The sequence below is a fragment of the Aquimarina sp. Aq78 genome, from assembly GCF_900299525.1.
Classification (GTDB): Bacteria; Bacteroidota; Bacteroidia; order Flavobacteriales; family Flavobacteriaceae; genus Aquimarina.
On the sequence record NZ_OMKA01000023.1, the window covers coordinates 1 to 20,365 of the forward strand.

Annotated in this window: 16 protein-coding genes; 5 read left to right on the forward strand and 11 right to left on the reverse strand. The window is 34.7% G+C overall.

Translation table 11 applies throughout. The features are described from left to right. Positions 1-61: 61 nt before the first annotated feature. The 8 genes from DG435_RS13200 to DG435_RS13245 form a co-directional block, all read right to left on the reverse strand. A complete protein-coding gene (locus DG435_RS13200; RefSeq protein ID WP_106791664.1) occupies positions 62-439 on the reverse strand; it encodes a hypothetical protein in 378 nt (125 codons plus the stop codon). Between the two features lie 1,094 nt (positions 440-1,533). After that, positions 1,534-2,838, reverse strand: coding sequence for a hypothetical protein (locus DG435_RS13210; RefSeq protein WP_106791661.1), 1,305 nt, complete (start codon positions 2,836-2,838; stop codon positions 1,534-1,536). Positions 2,839-3,467: 629 nt separating this feature from the next. Beyond that, positions 3,468-3,998 carry a hypothetical protein gene (locus DG435_RS13220; protein ID WP_106791659.1) on the reverse strand — a complete coding sequence of 177 codons (531 nt, stop codon included), beginning with the start codon at positions 3,996-3,998 and terminating at the stop codon, positions 3,468-3,470. Positions 3,999-4,023: 25 nt separating this feature from the next. Then, complete coding sequence (locus tag DG435_RS13225; RefSeq protein WP_106791658.1) at positions 4,024-4,758, reverse strand: YqjF family protein; 735 nt, start codon at positions 4,756-4,758, stop codon at positions 4,024-4,026. Next, positions 4,759-5,865 (reverse strand): glycoside hydrolase family 3 N-terminal domain-containing protein, encoded by a 1,107-nt coding sequence (locus tag DG435_RS13230; RefSeq protein ID WP_106791657.1) that lies wholly within the window; start codon positions 5,863-5,865, stop codon positions 4,759-4,761. It abuts the gene before it with no gap. A 33-nt stretch (positions 5,866-5,898) separates the two neighbouring features. Further along, a complete protein-coding gene (locus DG435_RS13235) occupies positions 5,899-6,750 on the reverse strand; it encodes a sulfurtransferase (protein WP_234387054.1) in 852 nt (283 codons plus the stop codon). A 20-nt stretch (positions 6,751-6,770) separates the two neighbouring features. Continuing rightward, positions 6,771-7,226 (reverse strand): nuclear transport factor 2 family protein, encoded by a 456-nt coding sequence (locus DG435_RS13240; protein WP_024769749.1) that lies wholly within the window; start codon positions 7,224-7,226, stop codon positions 6,771-6,773. A gap of 42 nt (positions 7,227-7,268) precedes the next feature. After that, complete coding sequence (locus DG435_RS13245; protein ID WP_106791656.1) at positions 7,269-8,264, reverse strand: NAD(P)H-dependent glycerol-3-phosphate dehydrogenase; 996 nt, start codon at positions 8,262-8,264, stop codon at positions 7,269-7,271. 123 nt (positions 8,265-8,387) lie between these two features. Here DG435_RS13245 and DG435_RS13250 point away from each other — a divergent pair, with 123 nt between their 5' ends. The 5 genes from DG435_RS13250 to DG435_RS13270 all read left to right on the forward strand — a co-directional run bounded on the left by DG435_RS13250 (position 8,388) and on the right by DG435_RS13270 (position 16,146). Continuing rightward, positions 8,388-9,311 carry a nicotinic acid mononucleotide adenyltransferase gene (locus DG435_RS13250; protein ID WP_106791655.1) on the forward strand — a complete coding sequence of 308 codons (924 nt, stop codon included), beginning with the start codon at positions 8,388-8,390 and terminating at the stop codon, positions 9,309-9,311. Positions 9,312-9,736: 425 nt separating this feature from the next. After that, positions 9,737-11,290, forward strand: coding sequence for an aldehyde dehydrogenase family protein (locus DG435_RS13255; RefSeq protein WP_106791654.1), 1,554 nt, complete (start codon positions 9,737-9,739; stop codon positions 11,288-11,290). A 192-nt stretch (positions 11,291-11,482) separates the two neighbouring features. Further along, positions 11,483-11,851: a hypothetical protein gene (locus tag DG435_RS13260; protein ID WP_106791653.1), complete on the forward strand. Its 369-nt coding sequence runs from the start codon at positions 11,483-11,485 to the stop codon at positions 11,849-11,851. An 86-nt stretch (positions 11,852-11,937) separates the two neighbouring features. Next, positions 11,938-15,627, forward strand: coding sequence for a T9SS type A sorting domain-containing protein (locus tag DG435_RS13265; RefSeq protein ID WP_106791652.1), 3,690 nt, complete (start codon positions 11,938-11,940; stop codon positions 15,625-15,627). Between the two features lie 63 nt (positions 15,628-15,690). Further along, positions 15,691-16,146 (forward strand): hypothetical protein, encoded by a 456-nt coding sequence (locus DG435_RS13270; RefSeq protein ID WP_106791651.1) that lies wholly within the window; start codon positions 15,691-15,693, stop codon positions 16,144-16,146. A 123-nt stretch (positions 16,147-16,269) separates the two neighbouring features. On the opposite strand, the gene DG435_RS13275 is transcribed toward DG435_RS13270, so the two are convergent. From DG435_RS13275 to DG435_RS13285, 3 genes are all read right to left on the reverse strand, one after another. After that, positions 16,270-17,373 (reverse strand): DNA helicase PriA, encoded by a 1,104-nt coding sequence (locus tag DG435_RS13275; protein WP_106791650.1) that lies wholly within the window; start codon positions 17,371-17,373, stop codon positions 16,270-16,272. A gap of 104 nt (positions 17,374-17,477) precedes the next feature. Beyond that, entirely contained in the window at positions 17,478-18,614 is a 1,137-nt protein-coding gene (locus tag DG435_RS13280) for an SPFH domain-containing protein (RefSeq protein ID WP_024769740.1), read from the reverse strand. A gap of 195 nt (positions 18,615-18,809) precedes the next feature. Continuing rightward, the gene (locus tag DG435_RS13285; RefSeq protein WP_159025486.1) at positions 18,810-20,237 is read right to left on the reverse strand and encodes a hypothetical protein; all 1,428 of its coding nucleotides are present in this window, start codon (positions 20,235-20,237) and stop codon (positions 18,810-18,812) included. Between the last annotated feature and the right edge of the window lie 128 nt (positions 20,238-20,365).

Genomic DNA, 20,365 nt, shown 5'->3' on the forward strand with positions numbered 1-20,365 from the left:
CCAAGTAATCGGCAGAATCTGCCTAAACTAACCTTTGGATAAAGGGTTTTCATCTCTTGGATTACTTGGTATTGGACTTTTTTACAATCTTGATTTTAAATTCATGTTCGGCTACTTCAATCATCTTACGATAGGCTTCTGCCAGTAATCGAGCTTCTTGAAGTTCTTTCTTTAACTGTGATAAAGATGCTTCTTTGTTGTTTGATGATGGTTCTGATTGATCTGCCATTATAGGTAAAGGTACAATACTTGGTTTTGAATAATCATATCCTAATTCTTTTAACCAATAGGTAATTCGAGAATGTCCTATATGATATTTATCTTCAACCTCTCTTCTTGTTACAGTGCCAGTCAAAAATTCATTACAGACAAATCGTTTAAATTCTTCACTGTATCTAGATTGCCATTTTGATGATGAAGTTTTGCAATATCTTTCCATTTTTTTACACTTTTGTGTAAACCTATTTCAGGACAAGACAATGGGTCAAACTGGTGCTTTTGAAAAAAATTATATTTTTAGAATTGATTATCAGTATTTTATACAATAAACAAGCCTCAATAAAGAGGCTTGTTTATGTTGTTTAGACTACTTAAGATTGTTTAGAACCTAATAAATATGGGTTTTATATTGCTACGTGGGTCAAATTGGTGCTTGGTTATATTTGCAATTATGAATTGTAAAAACTGTAACCAATCCCGATCGCTCGGATATGATAGCGCAGAAATGTTTTCTGTGCTGCATATGAGTAAGAAATAAATTATACTAAAGCCGATGGCGCGGATTTGTAATCCGTGAAACATACCAAAATATGAAAACAGCCACTTATAATGTGGCTGTTTTTTGATATCGTAAATTATTAATAATCTTGTTGTAAATAAAATTGTTTTAAATCCAAGATTATGTTTTTAGTTCTGTAGGGAATTGATAAAATTTAGATCATCAATTGGAGGGAATTGATAAAATTTAGATTATGAGAAAAATACTAATTTTTATAATTACTAATTTCATTGGCCTTTTTATTGCGTATGTTTTAGCTCCTAGCTGTGGTCAATGTAGAGGTGACGATTATTGCCCTCCTTGTATTGGTAAGGAAGAAGGGATATTTCTCATTGCTTTACTCCTATTTGATATTTTCTATATCTATAAATATTTCATTAAACCAAGATTGGAGAGTAAGAGTAAATAAAAGAAATCTTTAAACTTCTTTTTGATTAGGAATGCAATACAAAAATCTGCAAAAACTCAATTTAGAAAGCTATACAATTGAAGAAAACAATCAGTTTTGATGCTGCTATTTATGCTGTCAAGAATCTTTCTGTAAAACAACAACAGGTGATTAAATTAATTCCCTGGAAGCAATGTCATACCTCCGGGGAATTTTTATTTAAAAAAGCTATTCTCGATACAATTTTTCTTCGTTTCACTATGAAAAATCACTCGAATTGACGCTTTTTTATAGTATTAGTTTTAAAATGCACAACGAGTTTTACAATAGTTATGGTTTCTATAAATGAGTTAGGCATATTGAGAAATTAAAATTCCTCACCGCCACCGCCGCCATTTGAGCAATCTACAAATTCAACTTCGGTGCCAAACCATTCTGTGATACCACAAGAGTTGGTTCTTTTTACCTCAAAAAGATACCAACCAGGAGTTGGGGTATAGTGTAAGGTTCCAGAATCTCCCGAGTAATTAGTCGATGGGCTATATACAATAGATAGATTAGGATATCTACGTAGCCTTATTTGATGTGTTGTACCCGATAATCTTGGAGTTATGCTATAGGTATTCCCTGTGTGACTAGAACAAAAATAACCGATCTCATTTATACCATTTTCGAATTCGATCATATCTACGACAGCTTCTCCTATCCAAATATTTCTACGTACCGTATGTGATGGTAAAGTAGCTTGAATAAATCCTGATCCATTATATGCACTATTTGCAGGTCTTACCGTAATACTGGTATTTGTAGAGGATACGATTTGAAGATTCGAAGAGGTTGTCCAGTTTATGGGAATAGTCGAAATACTCGCATTATAAGTCACCGTGGAAGTATTACATATTAGCGATGATCCGGCCATGGTGAGCGGAGGAAATAAGTGCCTTATTGCTAAAAAATCCCCAGCACTAAAGTTGTCAATTGAGCATGCTTGACCACCGTTCATTACAGATTGAGCATCTGAACTTGGTGTACCGGGAATCAGGCTTGCAGAAGTTTGATTGGTGTGCATGATGCCTAGATTATGACCCAGTTCATGTTGTACATTAGAAATTCTCATATTCTGTGTGATAGCCCCGCTACATGCATTAAAATCTGGATTTACCCAGATTCTTACCCCAGGCAAACCGTTGGTTGTAGGAAATGTTCCTCTTCCAAAAACATTGGAAGCTAAATTCATACTGGGATCTTGTGAGTCATACATAATCTGGATGTGCGCATTGGCTGCCGTAGCAGTTATATTGAGAAACAACCCTGAGCTAGCAGCGTTCCAACGGCCAATTGCGTCTATAGAAGCATTTCTCCAATTTAAGTTCATATTGGGATTTATAAACACATTGATATTGTTAATCGTCACAGAATTGGGATGTTCTCTTTGTTTAGTGTTGGATTTTTTAGGAGCATGGTATTTTTTGTTTTTATAAAAAACCATATCTCCATCTACCAAATAATAGGTTCCTTTGTCTTCGATTAGATCATCAGAAAACCCCCAACTCTTCAAGGTTTTGAGTACAGAATCGCTTTGTGATAAACTTTCGTTTTCTACCAGATAATCCTCTTCAGAGCATCCGACGAGGATAGTGAACAACAGACTTAAAATAAATAGTTTTTTCATTTTGTGTGAGTTTTAGTTTTTGCCTTACTTTGTTATGGAGTGTTCGGGTCACATTTTTCTCCTTGTGATTAATAGCTTTTGGTGATAGTGAAGTATTTTTGTTGTTGCGAAGTCTATTTTGTTCCTTAAACTTGGTTAAAGAAATTCAAGTTCTCTTTAGTAATATATGTTGTGTACCACCACTTGTTATAGCATCAATATATTTCCTCTTGTTTAATAGGGTATTTGAGCTTTTGGAGTACAGAGCTAATAAGACTTAAGAATCGTAAAATAGCTTTGATGTCGATTAGAATTCGTTATCGCGAAATTGAGAATTGTATACTTACGGTGTGAGTAACAATAAGGTTCTTTGTGTGAGTGTTTTCATAATTTTCTGTTGGTTAATATTGATAATTGTTAAGTTTCACAAGGTTGTTACTTTTACCTTGCTTACTTCGATACTTTAAATTTAGGGTTTTTTGTGTAAACCCTTCTGGTTTTACCTTAAAAATAATTGGATCTAATTTGTTCCAATTTATAACCGTATCAGAAGAGATTAAATCTATTTTAGATGAATACAATACTAAAGGGGCTACAAATTATACAACAGATAATTTAGAGGAACACTATTGTGATAGAATGCTATGTTTTTATCTTTTTTTTCTTAATATATCAGTCATTAGATATACACGTTTTAAAATTTTTGATGGCTCAAAAACTCTGTCAGATATACGATCTCCTTTGTTAAGTTCTCTAATGAGTTTAGAGTTATTAAAATAGTAGCGACCTTCGAATATGGTTTCTGGTGGCAAAGAGGTATCAAAATACATCCATTCACCAGATGAATCATAAACACTTTTAAACTTATTTTCTTGTTCATAAGCAAAAAACAGTTTGCCTTTCTTTAGGTAATATTCTATTACAATAGACCCATAAGAAACCCCAATCCATTCAACATATTTTACCAGTTTGCCATTTTCAAAATACCCGGTAAGCTGACCACCACCATCTGTTGTATACTCCATGAACTCCTCATTATATAAGTCAATCTTTTTGAGTTGATGATTTGAATTAATACGTCGAAATTCTGTCCTGATTTTTTGGATTAACTCCTCTGTATTCTGAAAAATTCCTATGAAAGGAATGGCAAGTATTCCTATAAACAGTAAAATGGTTCTCATAGTAATAGTGTATAAAAACTAGTATTTATGATAATCTAATTCTTTCTTTTTTGTTCTTCCCCCAGGCAATTACGTCTACTCCTTTTGAATATTGAATTTTATCAGGCTCATCCTTGATTAACTTATCAAATCTTGCGTAGTTTACCTTTAGGTTAGTAACCTCAATTTTTTGTATTGGCCACTCCAGGTGATGAATCTCAAATTCATTAATTGACTTCTCTGTATCTTGAAACAAAGCATACCTTTCTGTAAGCCATTTATCGAGAACGCTTTTATCTGTAATTTCTTCTCCAATAGAAAATGGGATGTCTAATTCATCTTTAAACTCTGAATTTATGGATAGATATCGATTTTCGCTTCGTTTTATTTTTGAATACCGATATGGCAATTCAGAAATTTTCTTAGCTATTTTACAGGATAAATTTGTTCCTCCTTCTATACTTAGAAAATAGACTCCTGTTTTTGTATTAGACTTGACATAAGTTCTGATATTAATTTCATCAAAAGTAGAGATTGGAGGAAATGCCGGTAGGTTTTTAGGCCGAATTTTTTCCATGGTAAAAGCGACCAAAGAAATCCAGGGTTTTCCTTCAAAAAGATCAATTTCAAGTTCTTTTGGAACAAATTTTTGTAATTCTGATAATTCGACTTGCCAATGAATAAATATTGCATTATTCCATTCCTGGTAGAATTTCCAATTTTTATCAGGGATTTTCCAGGGCCGGTGCTCAGTCGTATTTAATAGTTCCTTGATTGACATTTATTTAATGACCCCGGCACATACTTTTAATCGTAAGATTTTCTTTACCGATTGCATTACCTGTTTTTTATAGCCTGCATCGATTTTCATTTCGGCCAGGATAGCATTTATTGTTTTTATTTCGTTTTGTGGCATTAGGATCAGGTCACAACCAGCTTTAGAAGCCAGTAGGGGGGCATTGTCTAATATCGTAACCGCTTTCATGATATTAAGTGCATCAGATATAATAATACCTCTAAACCTCATTTTTTCTTTTAATAACCCAGTAACAATTTTTGGAGAACAACTAGAGGGTAGCCCATCGGTGTTATACTCTTCATTGTTTTTAATAGTGATGTGGGCAACCATGATAGAGAGCACACCATCTTCGATAATTTTTTTATAATTATCTACTTCCTGTAAAGGACCATCTATGTATACACTTTGTTTGTGGGTATCTCCTTTTACAAGACCATGACCGGGAAAATGTTTTGCTGTTGCTATGATCCCGCTTTCTTGAGAACATTTTATAAACTGATTCGCGAGGCGAACTACATCTTCTTTATTGTTTCCGTAACTTCTGGATTTAATAGCTTCATTGCTAGAACTTACATCGAGTACAGGAGCATAGTTATGGTGTACACCAATATCTCTAAGTTCCTGGTTGATAATATTGACTACAGAGTCTGATTGCGCCTCATTTTTGATATCAATAGTTTTACCTACTTTACGGGCTCCTTTAATTCTACTAGAGAATAAACTAGGCTCGGCATCCATACTAAACAAAAGCGGGACGGTCTTATTTTTTGTAGTAATGGCATTAAGTGCGTTGATATCTTCGGTATGTTTTTGCTTATGTCCTTTTAGATAAACGACACCTCCAATAGCATTTTGCATGGCTAATTTTTGAACTGTAGCTGCAGGCTTACCTATTTCTCCACCAGAAGTGATGATCATTTGAGCGACCTTTTGTCGATCACTTAATGTATTAAAAATAGAATCTACTGTATATTCTAATTCAGAAGTATAGGTATAAAAATCTTGTAAGCTAAATTTTGGTGCTTTTTGAGCGTAGCCATTAGCCGATAACAAGACAATGCAAAAAATCAATCGAAAAAAACAATTCATATAATATAATTAAGCAGATATTTTAATTTGTATTTAACATTGAATAGGAACTCCATCCAACTGCCCCCATTCACTCCATGATCCATCATATATAGATACATTATGATATCCTGCCAGCTCTGCGGCAAGCATAATAATACATGCAGTAATACCGGATCCACATGTAAAGATCAGTTTTTTGTCTTCAATATTAAAATACTGTAGAATTTTTTGCAATTCTGTCGTAGATCGCATTTTACCATCATCCAGTACTTTTGTATAATGCAAATTCATTGAATTTGGAATATGGCCTCCTTTAAGGCTTTCTCTGGGTTCGGGCTCTGATGCAGTAAACCTACCTGGGGAACGGGCATCCAGTATTAGAGAATTTTCAGAATTCATTTCTGAGAGTATCATTTTGGCATTGGTAACCAATTTGGGAGTATGATTGGCTTCAAAATTTCCACGGCTGTATTCTTGTCGACTGGTATCCTCAGTTTCGCAAGGTTGCTCAGCTTTTTGCCAGGCAGGGAAACCACCATCTAATATGGCAACGTTTTGGTGCCCCATGGTTTTAAACATCCATCGTACTCTTGGGCTAGAGTAGATCCCTAATGTATCATAGATTACTATGGTATGATGAGAACTAATGCCAAGTGCTTCGCAAGCTTCTGAGAAAGCTTCTGGAGAAGGAAGCATATTAGGAATATCGGTGGTTGCATCAGAAAAAACATTTTTAATATCAAAAAAACGAGCTCCTTTGATCTTTAGATTCGAGTTTTTTGGCTTGTCTTGAGAAGTTACTTTTTTAATTGTAGCATCCAGAATCACCAAATCAGGATGATCTAAATACTTAGAAAGCCAGTCTACTGATACAATGGGTTGTGTGATTTGTAATGTATTCATATTAGGTTAAGGTATCAAAATCAAGAGGCCATAAATTTATCGAGCATTTTATTGGTTTGCAGGATTAGTTTTTTCTTAAAAAAACCAGTTCCACCAAGCAAAGCGCCTTTCCATCCGATAGCTTGAGAAGCCCATCGATGTAGGTTAAAATCATCTGTGTGTTTTATGATTTTACCATCTTTAAATTCGAATTGAGCATCGATCTTATTGTGGACAGATCTTCCTGTTTTACTAAAAGAATACCATGCTTCCCAATGAGCTGATCCCTTTTGATCATTAGCTTCGACTTGTGAAAATTCGACCTTAAAATTTCTTGCGTTTTTACATAGCATACGCCACATACCTTTTGCACGATTACCTTTTAGTTTTCCAAAACCGGGATCTTCAAAAACCACATCATCATGATAACATGATATCATGGTTTCAGCATCGAGATTGCTTAATCCGGTATAAAACGTTTCGATAAGCTTCTTCATAAGATGTATAGTAAAAAATCAGAGGCATGAAGATAAGAATAATTAATCTAGCTTATCTGTTAGTTTCTTAAATACTTTTTTTGGATTTTTATTTTCATACAATACAGCATGTACTGCATCAATGATAGGTGTTCGAGCAGCTTTTGTAGCATCGAGTTCATATGCAGTCTTTGCGGCATAATATCCTTCGGCAATCATACTCATTTCCATCTGGGCACTTTTTACTGTGTATCCCTTACCGATCATATTACCAAACATTCGATTACGAGAGAAAATAGAATATCCGGTCACCAATAAATCACCCAAATAGGCAGAATCGTTAATGTTACGTTTCATTTTATGTACTTTTTTAATAAAACGTTTCATTTCACGAATTGCATTACTCATAAGAACACTCTGAAAATTATCACCATACCCAAGGCCATGCGCAATACCTGCAGCTACAGAATAGATATTCTTGAGCACTGCAGCATATTCGGTACCGATAATGTCATCACTGGTTTTGCATTTAATATAATCGCTACTTAAATGATTAGCCATTATTTTGGCTTTTTCTTCATCATTAGAAGCTATAGTAAGATAGGATAGTCGTTCTAGTGCAACCTCTTCTGCATGACATGGCCCGGTAATCACCCCAATATTATTAAAAGGGATATTATACTCATCATGAAAATGTTCTCCTACAATTAGCCCAGTTTCTGGAACAATACCTTTTATGGCCGAAAAAATAATCTTGCCTTTTAAAGATGTAGTAAGTTTATTGAGTTCACTATGTAGAAAAGCAGAAGGAATAGCAAAAATAAGATAGTCTGCATACGCAACAGCTTCATTGATATCATTGGTAAGTTTAAGTTGTTCAACTTTAAATTCGACCGAACTTAAATAATTAGGATTATGTTGTTGTTTTTTAAGATGCTCTAAAGCATAAGTACTTCGCATATACCATCCGACTTCATTTAGATTTTCGGTAAGCATTTTTACAATGGCAGTTGCCCAACTACCACCTCCCAGTACTGCAAATTTTAGATTTTTTTCCATAAATAATATTGTGGGTTCAAAAATAGGAAAAATACAATTCAAAATAAAGACTTGATAATCAGTTTATTATGATTTTGGCACGTGTTTTGGTTCTCAATTAATGAAATTGAAAACACACAGCATATGAAAACGCTAAAATTACTTTCGGTTATTTTTTTAAGTTCAATACTATTAACTTCTTGTGTAGCAGAGGTTGTTATCGAAGAAGATGTTTATGTAGAAGAACCAAGAATTACTTTAAACGAATTATTAAATACCTATGAGATCTGGTATGTAGATATCGAACGCACAAAGGGTAATGGTGAGATTCCGTTTTTACAAAAAGCGTTTACAGTTTCTTTCCGAAACGGAACGTTTTATGCCAATAATAATCTAGTAGGTATGGGAAGCAATGGAAATGGATATGGATTAGATGTTGGTTTCTATGATACTTTTAGAATGGATTTGGATATCAGCCATGATATCGACGGTGCATATAAATTAGTAATTACTCAATTATCAGATAATCAGATAGAAGTATACGATGAGGTAACAAATACTAGCTATTTCTTGATTGGATACCAACGTAATAATTTTGATTATGATCAGGTATTCTATGATAATATTCATTATTTCTTGCAAGAGTATGAAACTTGGGAAAAAGTCTTTACTAGTGAGTTTGGAGTATTGAATGAATTTGATAATGAAAACTATTTGAAATTCTCATATTTCGGATCTGGAGAAAATTTTAAAAGTTCTCAGGATGAAAATGGAATTCATATTGATGATATCTTTTATGATTATACGGGTCATTATGAGGTTAATGATATCGTTAACATTTTTGATAGGAAAACTTTAACACTTGATTACGATTATCTGGGCAATGAATTCTTTGAGTTGTCCGTTATAAATGATAGTAAAATAGAATTGTTTCACCCAACCTCTGAAACGGTGTACCAATTCGTAGGTAGAGGACATATACAATTTAAGAGTTCTGGGAAAGGAAAACCAACTCAGAATGAAAAGAAAAGAATAAAAAAAGCTGATTTTATGAAGCTTTCAAAATAAAAGTAAGGTAGCACTTAAACAATATTAACTTTTTGGTTGGTTATTTAGTTGGGAATCGCTCTACAAGGGAAATCTTGTTTGAGCGATTTCTTTTTTTAGTAATAAAAATTCCTGAATAAGAAAATGGTTGTTAATTTATATATAAACATTATTTGAATTAATCTTTTTGAATGAAGAAACCTTTAGTTTATATACAGAATTTTAAAGATTTCAGTACTTTTATAACTCTTAAAACATAACAGAAAAATGGATTGTATACTGAAAGGAGTGAGTCAATTTAGTTTGTTAAACTTCAGTTTGTAGTAAAATTGATTTTTTTGAAATTGATTTTTTGAAAAATCATTCAAAATTAACGCTAGATTGTGCCAAAATTTAATTTATCTCCAAAACACAGTATCTTTACCTTTTCAAAAAGTAACTTATACATGGCAACAGCAATATTAGATTTCGGAATTCAGGAAGCACTACAGCAACTAGGTGTTTCTGAACACAATAAAGGAACTTCAACTGGAGCAAATTGGCTCTCTTCAAAAGAAACGATTTCATCATATTCACCTGTAGATGGAGAATTGATAGGTAAAGTAGAAGTCACAACGCCAGAAGATTATGAGAAAGTAATACAAACTGCAACTGAGGCATTCAAAACCTGGAAAATAATGCCAGCTCCGCTACGTGGAGAAATTGTAAGACAGTTCGGAGAAGCATTACGAGAATTAAAAGAACCTCTGGGGAAATTGGTTTCTTATGAAATGGGAAAATCCTATCAAGAAGGTTTAGGTGAAGTACAGGAGATGATCGATATCTGTGATTTTGCCGTAGGATTATCTCGACAATTGCACGGTTTAACAATGCATTCTGAGCGTCCTGGTCATAGAATGTATGAGCAGTATCATCCACTAGGGATTGTGGGAATTATCTCTGCATTTAATTTTCCGGTAGCAGTATGGGCCTGGAACACTGCATTAGCATGGATTTCTGGAGACGTATGTGTATGGAAACCTAGTGAAAAAACACCACTTTGCGGAATAGCATGTCAAAATATTATTGCCAAAGTTTTAAAAGATAATAGTCTACCAGAAGGAATTTCTTGCTTGATTAATGGAGATTATAAGGTGGGAGAGATGATGACAACAGATAAAAGAGTTCCTTTAATTTCTGCTACAGGATCTACCAGAATGGGTAAAATTGTAGGAGCAACCGTGGGAGAGCGTTTAGGAAAATCACTTTTAGAACTAGGAGGAAACAATGCAATTATTGTTACACCTGATGCAGATATTAAAATGACTGTGATTGGAGCTGTGTTTGGTGCAGTAGGAACTGCAGGTCAACGTTGTACCTCGACACGCCGATTGATTATACATGAATCTATTTATGATAAAGTAAAAAATGCAGTAGTAGCCGCTTATGGACAGTTGAGAATCGGTAATCCTCTGGATGAAAATAATCATGTGGGACCATTAATAGATACTGATGCAGTGAAAGGTTACCAAAATGCATTACAGAAAGTAGTAGAAGAAGGAGGAAATATTGTGGTAGATGGAGCTGTGCTTTCTGGAGAAGGTTATGAAAGTGGATGTTATGTAAAACCTGCTATCGCAGAAGCTGATAATTCGTTTGAAATTGTACAACACGAAACATTTGCACCAGTATTATACCTATTAAAGTATAGTGGTGATGTAGAAAATGCTATCGAAACTCAAAATGGAGTAGCACAAGGATTATCCTCTGCTATTATGACAAATAATTTACGCGAAGCAGAACGTTTTCTATCACATGCAGGATCAGATTGTGGGATTGCTAATGTAAATATAGGAACCTCTGGTGCCGAGATTGGTGGTGCTTTTGGTGGTGAAAAAGAAACTGGTGGTGGTCGTGAATCAGGATCAGATGCTTGGAAAGTTTACATGCGACGTCAAACCAATACAATAAATTATACTACAGAATTACCATTGGCTCAAGGAATTAAATTCGATTTATAGCCAGATAATTTTGTGATAAATAATAAAAAATGCATCCCACATGGGATGCATTTTTTATTAAATGTTGTACTAATGTGTAACTTTTAAGGTTTATATATGTAATAAATACTGTATAGAGAATGTTAAAAAAACGCAACCATAGCTTTTTAAAAGCATCTTATGTACAAGTAATAACTTATAAAGTTAAAATAAATGAAAAAAGTTTTTTTACTTTTATTAATACTCTGTGTAGCTTGTAATGATGATGATAGGACAGAAGATCCTGTTTTATGTACCCTAGAGGCTAGACCAGGTTTAGAAGTAACAATTAAAGATACTATGGATGCCACGTTTTTGGTAGATGGTATTACAGTAGTAGCTATAGATAGTGAATATAAAGAAACCCTAGAGAATATATCGGGAACTAATATTTTTGTTGGAGCTCATGAACGAACTGGTAATTACGTAGTTATGGTGAGTAAAACAGGTTATACAACAATTATCAGTGATCCAATTATTGTAACAGAAGATATATGCCATGTAATTACCGAAAGTTTAGAGGTTTTATTAGAGAAAAAGTAAAAAAATCATAAAATTCCTGAAGATTTAAGAAAAAAATTCAAAAATTTAAGCTAGTTTTGAAAAAATCACTCACAAATCAGCTTAAAATGAAAACACTTTTATTTTATCTCAAACGTTCCGTTTGGGCGGTTTCTCTTATGGGAACCATTACTTCAGTAAATGCACAACAGCTTAAAACACAGGCAGATCAACAAGGAAAGCCTGGAGGTCATTCGCTTTACAAACAATCTAAAATTTACGATAGTAAATATGGATCTAAATCGGATGTGAAAAAAGTTGGTGATAAAGCATTAGAAAGAATGAAGTGGGAATTTGAAAGACTCAAAGACCCGAACACTAATGAAATTCCTTTCGGAATTAGAGACAAAGAGGTAAACTTCTCTAGTAAGATTTCAGAAGGAAATGATTCGAAACAATCAATTAGCAATGCTGCAAAATCTTCAAAAGCCGGTCGTTTTTCGTATTGGAAGAACAGAGGCCCCTACAATGTAGGAGGAAGAACAAGAGCCTTGGCTATTGATCGTACAAACGAGAATGTAATCCTGGCCGGAGGGGTTTCGGGAGGATTATGGCGCTCTACTAATGGTGGAGAGTCCTGGAGAAAGGTGACGTCTCGTAGACAATCACCAAGTATTACTTGTATTGTACAAGACCCTAGACCTGGTAAACATAATACATGGTATTATGGATCAGGAGAACGTTTTGGTAATTCTGCTGGAGCAGGAGGAGCCTTTTTTCAAGGAACCGGAGTTTATAAATCTACCAACGGTGGAAGAACCTGGAGACTTCTTGAAGCTACCAACGATAATGACGTAAGAACATTTTCTCCTTTTGATTTGATTAACTCTATTGTGATTAATCCAACTAATGGAGATATTTTCGTAGGTACTTTTAATGGTGTACACAAATCTAAAGATGGAGGAAAATCATTTGAAGAAGTATTAGCAGGCGATTTTGATAATACTGCAGAAGTTGCAGTTACAACTACAGGTCAGATTTATGCAACTATTGATTCTGGAGGAAATCCTAATAATGGTTATTTCACATCTACAAACGGAGATGTTGATACATGGACAGAAATATCACCAGAGCTTTTACCAGCAGATTATGGTAGAACCGTTATGGGGATAGACCCTTCTAATGAAAACATTGTATATTTCTTTACTCAGAATTTAAGTGCAGGTGGGCCAGCATTTTTATTTAAGTACGATGCTACTGCAGCTACACCAGAAGAAACCTGGACAGATCTAAGTGCTAATCTACCTATCGGAATTGGAGGATCAGTAGGAAACTTAAATCTTCAAGGCGGATATAATATGATCGTTAAGGTTAGTCCGGCAGATCCTAACCTAATGTTTGTAGGAGGAACTAATATATACAGATCTACAACTGGATTTACAACTTCAGCAGGACAAGAAAGCTGGATTGCAGGATATTCTCCTCTAAACAATATAAGTGTATATCCAGATCAACATCCTGATCAGCATGCACTACTTTTTTATCCATCTAACCCTAATAAAGTGTTATCTGGTAATGATGGAGGTGTATTTGTAACCGAAGATGTTACTACTTCTACATCTGCAGCAGAACCTGTAGATTGGATTTCTTTAAATAACGGATATGTAACTACACAGCCATATCATGTATCTTTTGATCCAGAACCAAATAGTGATGATCTACTAGCTGGTTTTCAGGATAACGGTACCTGGTTTACATCTTCTACGAGTTCTATTGAACCATGGATAGAAGATTTTGGAGGTGACGGAGCTTATAGTGCAATTGCAGATAACGGAAGAACAAGATATGTGTCTTCACAAAGAGGAAATGTATATAGATTTAATTTTGATGAAGCTGGAGAATTTCAATCATTCACCAGAGTAAGACCTGCAGGAGCTAATAACCTTGCTTTTATTACACCATTTATTCTGGATTCTAATAATGATAACATTATGTATTTACCTGCGGGTAATAGAATTTGGAGAAATAATAATCTGGATGAAATCCCTCTTTTCTCAAATGCATTCGCAACAGTAAATTGGGTAGATCTTCCAAATACAGACACTCCGGCAGGAACTTCAATATCTTCTTTAGATGTTTCTAAGTATCCAGTTGCAAATAGACTATATTATGGTACTAATGCAGGAGGTATTTATAGAATGGATAATGCTAATCTTGATGATCAGGAAGTAGTAGATATTTCTACAGGAAAAGGATTGCCAGAAGGTTTTGTAAACGATATCAATGTAGATCCATCTAATTCTGATAGAGTTATTGCTACATTCTCTAATTATAGAGTAATAAGTGTATTCTTAACGACCGATGGAGGAGATACCTGGACAAATATTAGTGGTAATTTAGAAGAAAATGCTGATGGATCAGGAAATGGACCATCTGTAAGAAGTACTGCATTCTTAGGAAGCAGCCAAGGATTCTTTGGTTCTAGATTACAAAAAGTATATGCAGCAACAAGTACTGGATTATACTATACAAATAGATTAAATGGAGAAAGAACTCGTTGGATCAAAGAACCTTTTGCTATTGGTAACGCTGTAACAGATGAGGTAAAAACTCGTAAAGATGGATTTATCGCTGTAGCTGCACATGGTAGTGGGGTGTATAGTGCAAAGTTCCCGGTATTTAATGAATTACCAGAATCTTCATTAAGTGTAGCTTACCTATTAGATGATCTTCTTGTAGCAGAAAATAGCGAGGATGTAGAAGTAGACGTAACAGACCTATTTGTTCACTCTAACGGAAATGCAATAAATATAGAATTTACGAATTCTAATCCAGAATTAGTAACAGCAACATTAGAAGGAAATACAGTCACTCTTTCTTTTGCACCTGATAGCTTAGGTAAGGCAACAATTGGTCTTATAGCTACTTCTGGAGATGAGCAAGTTGCAGAAGGATTCACAGTATCTGTAACCGAGCTTGCAATTTATGAGCAAATAGAAGGAGCTACATCATCATTAGCATCTCAATTCTTTGTAGATTTTGGGGGTCTGGCGCAATCTGCAGATGACTTCATTATTCCTGCAGGAAATACATGGACGTTAGAGAGAATTGTAGCTTTTGGAGGAGCTAATAATTCACCAGCATTAACCAATGCAACTGTTGTAATATATAGTGATAATGCAGGGGTTCCTGGTGATGAGGTTTATAATAGTGGAGAGATTACTCCAATCTCTAATCCAACAGATACAAACTTAAATCTAGTGCTTCCAGCAACGGTAACATTAGAAAGTGGTAACTATTGGTTATCGGTTTATGCTAACTTAGCTTTTGGTGCTGGGCAAGAACAATGGTTCTGGTCTTCACAAAATGGAGGAATTGGTCAGGAACCACATTTTAAAGATAACTTAGACTTATTTGGCACTGGAGCGACAGATTGGACGCCAGTTTCAGTTGCATTTGGTAGAGATCCTCTTGATCAGGTATTCCAGATTTATGGAATGGTAGATGATGGTGATGCAGGTGAGCCTAAACCTTCTGTAGATCCTTTGGCTGTAATAGAAGTGTCAAAAAACACGACAGCTTCACCAAATCCATCTAATGGGATGTTCTCATTTAATTTTAAAGATACAGCATTAAAATCTAATGGAAATACTTCTAGATCTATCGAGATCTTTGATTCTATGGGTAATAAGTTGTATTCAAATAGTAATGTTAGTGATAATACAATCTGGGATGCTTCAAATGCAAGATCTGGATTATATTTTGCAAGAATTACAGAAGATGGAAATCAAAGTACTCTAAAACTTATTAAGAAATAAGTTACAATAATGATAAACTTAAAAGGAGTTGAAAATTTCAACTCCTTTTTTTATTTTTATAGAATGGATAAAATACTGTATATATTAATAGTAGTTGGTTTATTTTCTTGCAAATCAAATAGTATTGCTCAGGAAAAAGAAGCCGAAAAAACTAAACCTAAAGTAGAAAAACCGAAGTTTAGTGATCTTCAGGATAATACGATTGATCCTAATACAGTGCATTTGATTGCTGTAATACAAGGTGTAACTAAGAATGTATCTATCTGTGAAAAGAACTTTAAAACGGCTACTACAGTAAAAGTAAAACAAATTATAAATTCTGGTTCTGGTATTACAAATATGATTTCTCCCGGACAAGAAATTACTTTTGGTTTTATGAACTCACCAACAAATGATTTTGACACCCTAAAACAACGAATACCTAAGGATAAGGAAGTTTCTTTTAAAATAAGAGAAAATCTATGTCCCGATATGAGTAAGACAGTGTATGAGGTTATTGGGTTTAAAACTAAGGATTAGAAGCTTGAGCTTTGCAGTAGCATTATTTTAGAAAACAATACTAAAAAAAGATACTGGTTTTCGACCAGTATCTTTTTTTATGAATTAAATTTTGTGACTGCCAATTACTTTTCACGGGCAAAATTATTTCTCAGCAAACCAGACAATTATTGCAATAATAATAAGTATGAACAATACAAAGAAGAATATTTTCCAGAAAGAGTAAGGTCTGCTTCCAGAAATAGCTCCTGTTTGGCCATTGATAAAGAAATTATACTTTTTACCACTAAAGCGATATGCACTAATATATACCGGAAGCAGAATATGTTTAAAGGTCTCTTCGCTTAAACTCATATCTATATTGTGTACTCTTTGAGTATCTCCTCCTATATCACGTTTGGCCCATGATGTTGCAATACGTTCAGCTTCTTTGGTAGATGATAGGTGACCATCTTTTAATGGAATCGTATATTTTTCGGTAACAAACCCTGCCAAAAAATTGGTGTTAAATGGTGAAAGAGCATCCAGATTCCAATTTGATATTTTTCTTGGCACTGGATTTTTATTTTGGTGTGATGCTTTAATTAAAGTATCATCGACAAAACCACTTACATTTCCGCTTGCGGGAGACCATCTTGTTCTACGTTCTTGTCGGGTTCTGGTAACAGATTTACCATTTACCGTTGTTGTATACGGAACACTAACATAATAATAATCTCCACGTTGTCCTGTATAATTCGCATACAGTTGAGCATCAAAGGTCCAGTAAGGTAAGTAGAGGCCTTTGGTATTTTGGGGATCTAATGCTGCTTTTTTGAGATTATTAGGGGCGAACCATAGCCCTTTTACCCATTTTGAAAATATCTGATGTGATTTTTTCTGATCAAATTGAAAAGGAAGAACTGCTCCGGGTAGTATCCAGTCTTCTTTATATGCATCTTCTATAATCAAAGGCATGGTGCAATACACGCAATGCAAAGATTTATAGTTTTCTTCGATATGTTGATTTGCGCCACAATTTTTGCAATGCAGCATCATGATTTCTTCAGAATGGGATTGAGAACCCATTTCTTCGAGATAGGGTTTAAGCTCTAATTCCTGAAACCCATTTTGATCATTTATAATCGTTTCATGATGCCCACAATACTCGCAAGTAATCTCAGTCGTTCCAGGTTTATATTTTAATTCTGCACCACAATTAGTACAGGATTTTTTACGTTCTGAAACTGCTTTTTTTTCTTCTTCCATTTAGGAACTAATAATACTGGATGTTATATAGAATAGTTCCTTCTCCCATAGGGGAGAAGGTTACGTCCTATCCCAAAATTAATTTTGAGATGAGTTTTTATTTTTTAATTCCCGGGTAATGGAGGAGGAGTGCTTCCGCCTAGAAATGATTTTAGCTCTTCTACATCTTTTAGCGCAACCCAGCTATCCATTCCTTGTTTCCATACCAAAGAATCTTTATTTATGGTTCTATTGGCAAATAGTGCTTTTAATTGTTCAAAGGATGCGGGTCCTGCCTGTTGTCCGTTTTGAGCATAAAAATACTGTACTTGCACTGGCATTGGTGGTGGAGCTACCGGAGCAGTTTGTTGAGGTTGTATTTGTTGTTGTCCTCCCATTGGGTTCATCATGCCCCCCATTTGTTGAGCCAGAACAAATCCCATTCCCATTCCCATTCCAGCTCCTGCTGTACCTCCTTCATTGGCTGCGGCAGCTTCAATAGCTTTTGCGGTCTTAAATTTGGTTAATTTGTCGAGATCAAGCTTATCAATTCTGCTATATTCAAAGATCTCTTTTTTCAACTCTTCTGGCATAGAAACATTCTCGATAAAGAATTTTTCCAGAGAAATACCTACAGAGTTAAATTCGGGTTGCATTACATCAAGACAAGTCTCAGATAATTCTGTAGTATTAGCGGCATATAGCTCGATAGGTAAATTAGCTTCGCCAACCGTATCAGTAAATCGCGTAGAGATTAAACTTTTAAGATGTTCATTGATCTCGAAATTAGTGAAATTAGCATCTGTTCCTACAATATCAATTATAAATTTACCGGCATCATTAATCTTAAATGCATAGGTTCCAAAAGCACGAATTTCTACTAGCCCAAAACGATCATCGTTTAAGGTAATTGGATTTTTGGTTCCCCATTTTTCATCAGTAAATAAATGTGTATTTACAAAATATACTTCAGCTTTAAAAGGACTATTAAATCCATATTTCCAACCTTTTAACGTCGTTAAAATAGGTAGATTTTGTGTATTTAAGGTGTATGTTCCGGGAGTGAACACATCTGCTAGTTGTCCTTCATTAATAAAAACTGCAGTTTGTCCTTCTCTTACGATAAGCTTCGCTTCATTTTTAATTTCATTTTGATATCGTTCAAACCGATGCACAATAGTATCATCGGTATAGTCTAACCATTCTATGATATCTATAAATTCGTGGCTAAGTTTTTTCTTTATTTCGTCAAAAATTCCCATTGATGAGTTGATTTTAAATTTGTGTTCTAAAGCTACAAAATTGAATGGTTGATGAAAAATTTTTTTCAGCCAATCTGAAGTAGGCAGTATATAAATAGGAATCTGAATTTTTAATTCTGAAAAACAATGTTTTTGCAGCACAATTGTTACAAAGACATTGTTTTAAGAATTAACTAGATAAAACAATAGGAAATATCACTTAAGAAAACTATCCATCAATATTGTAAAGCTGCTTCTAGAAGGAATGTTGGTAATTACATCAATAGTTGGGTTAAGTGTTGCTGTTCCTTCTACATCATCCAATTGAAAAACTTTTGCATCGTTTCCAATACCTACTTGAAGTTCTTCAACATCAGTGATATAGAAGTACGCAGTATTAACATGACCACTAATGGATATGTACTGCAACGTGATCGTTTTCTGCCCATCTGGACCAGGAGGTGCAGTGATGTAATATCTTGCAGCTTCATCATGAGTAGTTGGGTCGTCAATTACTGTTTCATAATTGTGGCCTATCATTACAAGAAGTGTCCCTTGTTCTGCATCTCCTGGTGAGGTAACGATTCTGGTATTAGAAGGAATTCCTAGTACTAAACGATCAACACCGGTATCAGACCATAGCGCATTTCCCCATGCTCCTCCTCCAAAAAAATTAGGACCAAGCCATGTATTAGGTTGCTGATTTACTTCATCTACATGCCAGACAAAAAGATCTCCGCCATTTCCACCAAAGACTCTAAAATCACGTGCATTTCCTCCTATAACAACAATATCTGTCCCGTCATAAGTATCCAGTGCATCTGTTCTACCGTCGTTTCCATTTCCCGCATCTATTGCTGCTCTTTCCCAGTTATTTACAAAAATTAAATCGTTTCCCGGACCTGTATGAATACTGGTGGTCATAATATCATATACCCCTGGATTTAGTACTTCTGCGCTTCCAATAATTACTAGATCATTATCATGCTGGTGGCCTGTTGCGCTAGAACCCGTTCTGACTGTTGCTGAATGGCTATGACGAAACCTCAACATATCTGGGCCATCTCCAAAATTTACAGGATCTCCATACATAGGATTACCTGCCGAACTAAAAGAACCTTGCAATCCTAAATCAATAATATCAGTACCTGGTGAGCCATAAAATAGTTCTAGATGTGAAGTCACATCAATCCCAGTAATTACATTGCGATTGAGTCTCCAGCCAAATTCTTGATCAGAAAAATCAACAAGTAGGTCAAAGTTTCCTACAGAATTTGAAAACCCTCGCCAATTTGCCAACAATGAGGTTATGTTCCAATCCCATTTTCCAGGAGGCAAAATAGGAGAAGCTTCCCCTTCCACAGTATGTCCATCAAAATAAATCTCGTCGTAAAGGCCATCAAGAGGGAAATCATCAGTGGTAGGCTCCCAGGAACCATCCCAAGAATATGCATTGTGTTCTAATGGCCAATTGGTACCGAAATCATCAATAATATCCGAATCGGGAATCTCATCTATTAAAAAAGATTCATCTGTACAACTCCCTGTGAATATAAGTATAAGGAAACAGAAATATTTAATACTATTTTGCTTTATGTAAACTTTCTTTAAGGTAGGTTTTGTGTTGGTAAATTTAGTTTTCAAATGATCTAATTTTACCCAATTTTGAATGTAGTGAACAAAGTTCTTTGATAAAAGAAGTTGTAAATCTTTATGATAGTGATACTCAATTCGTGAAAAAATGCCTGTAAAGTATTTCATTGTTTTAATCT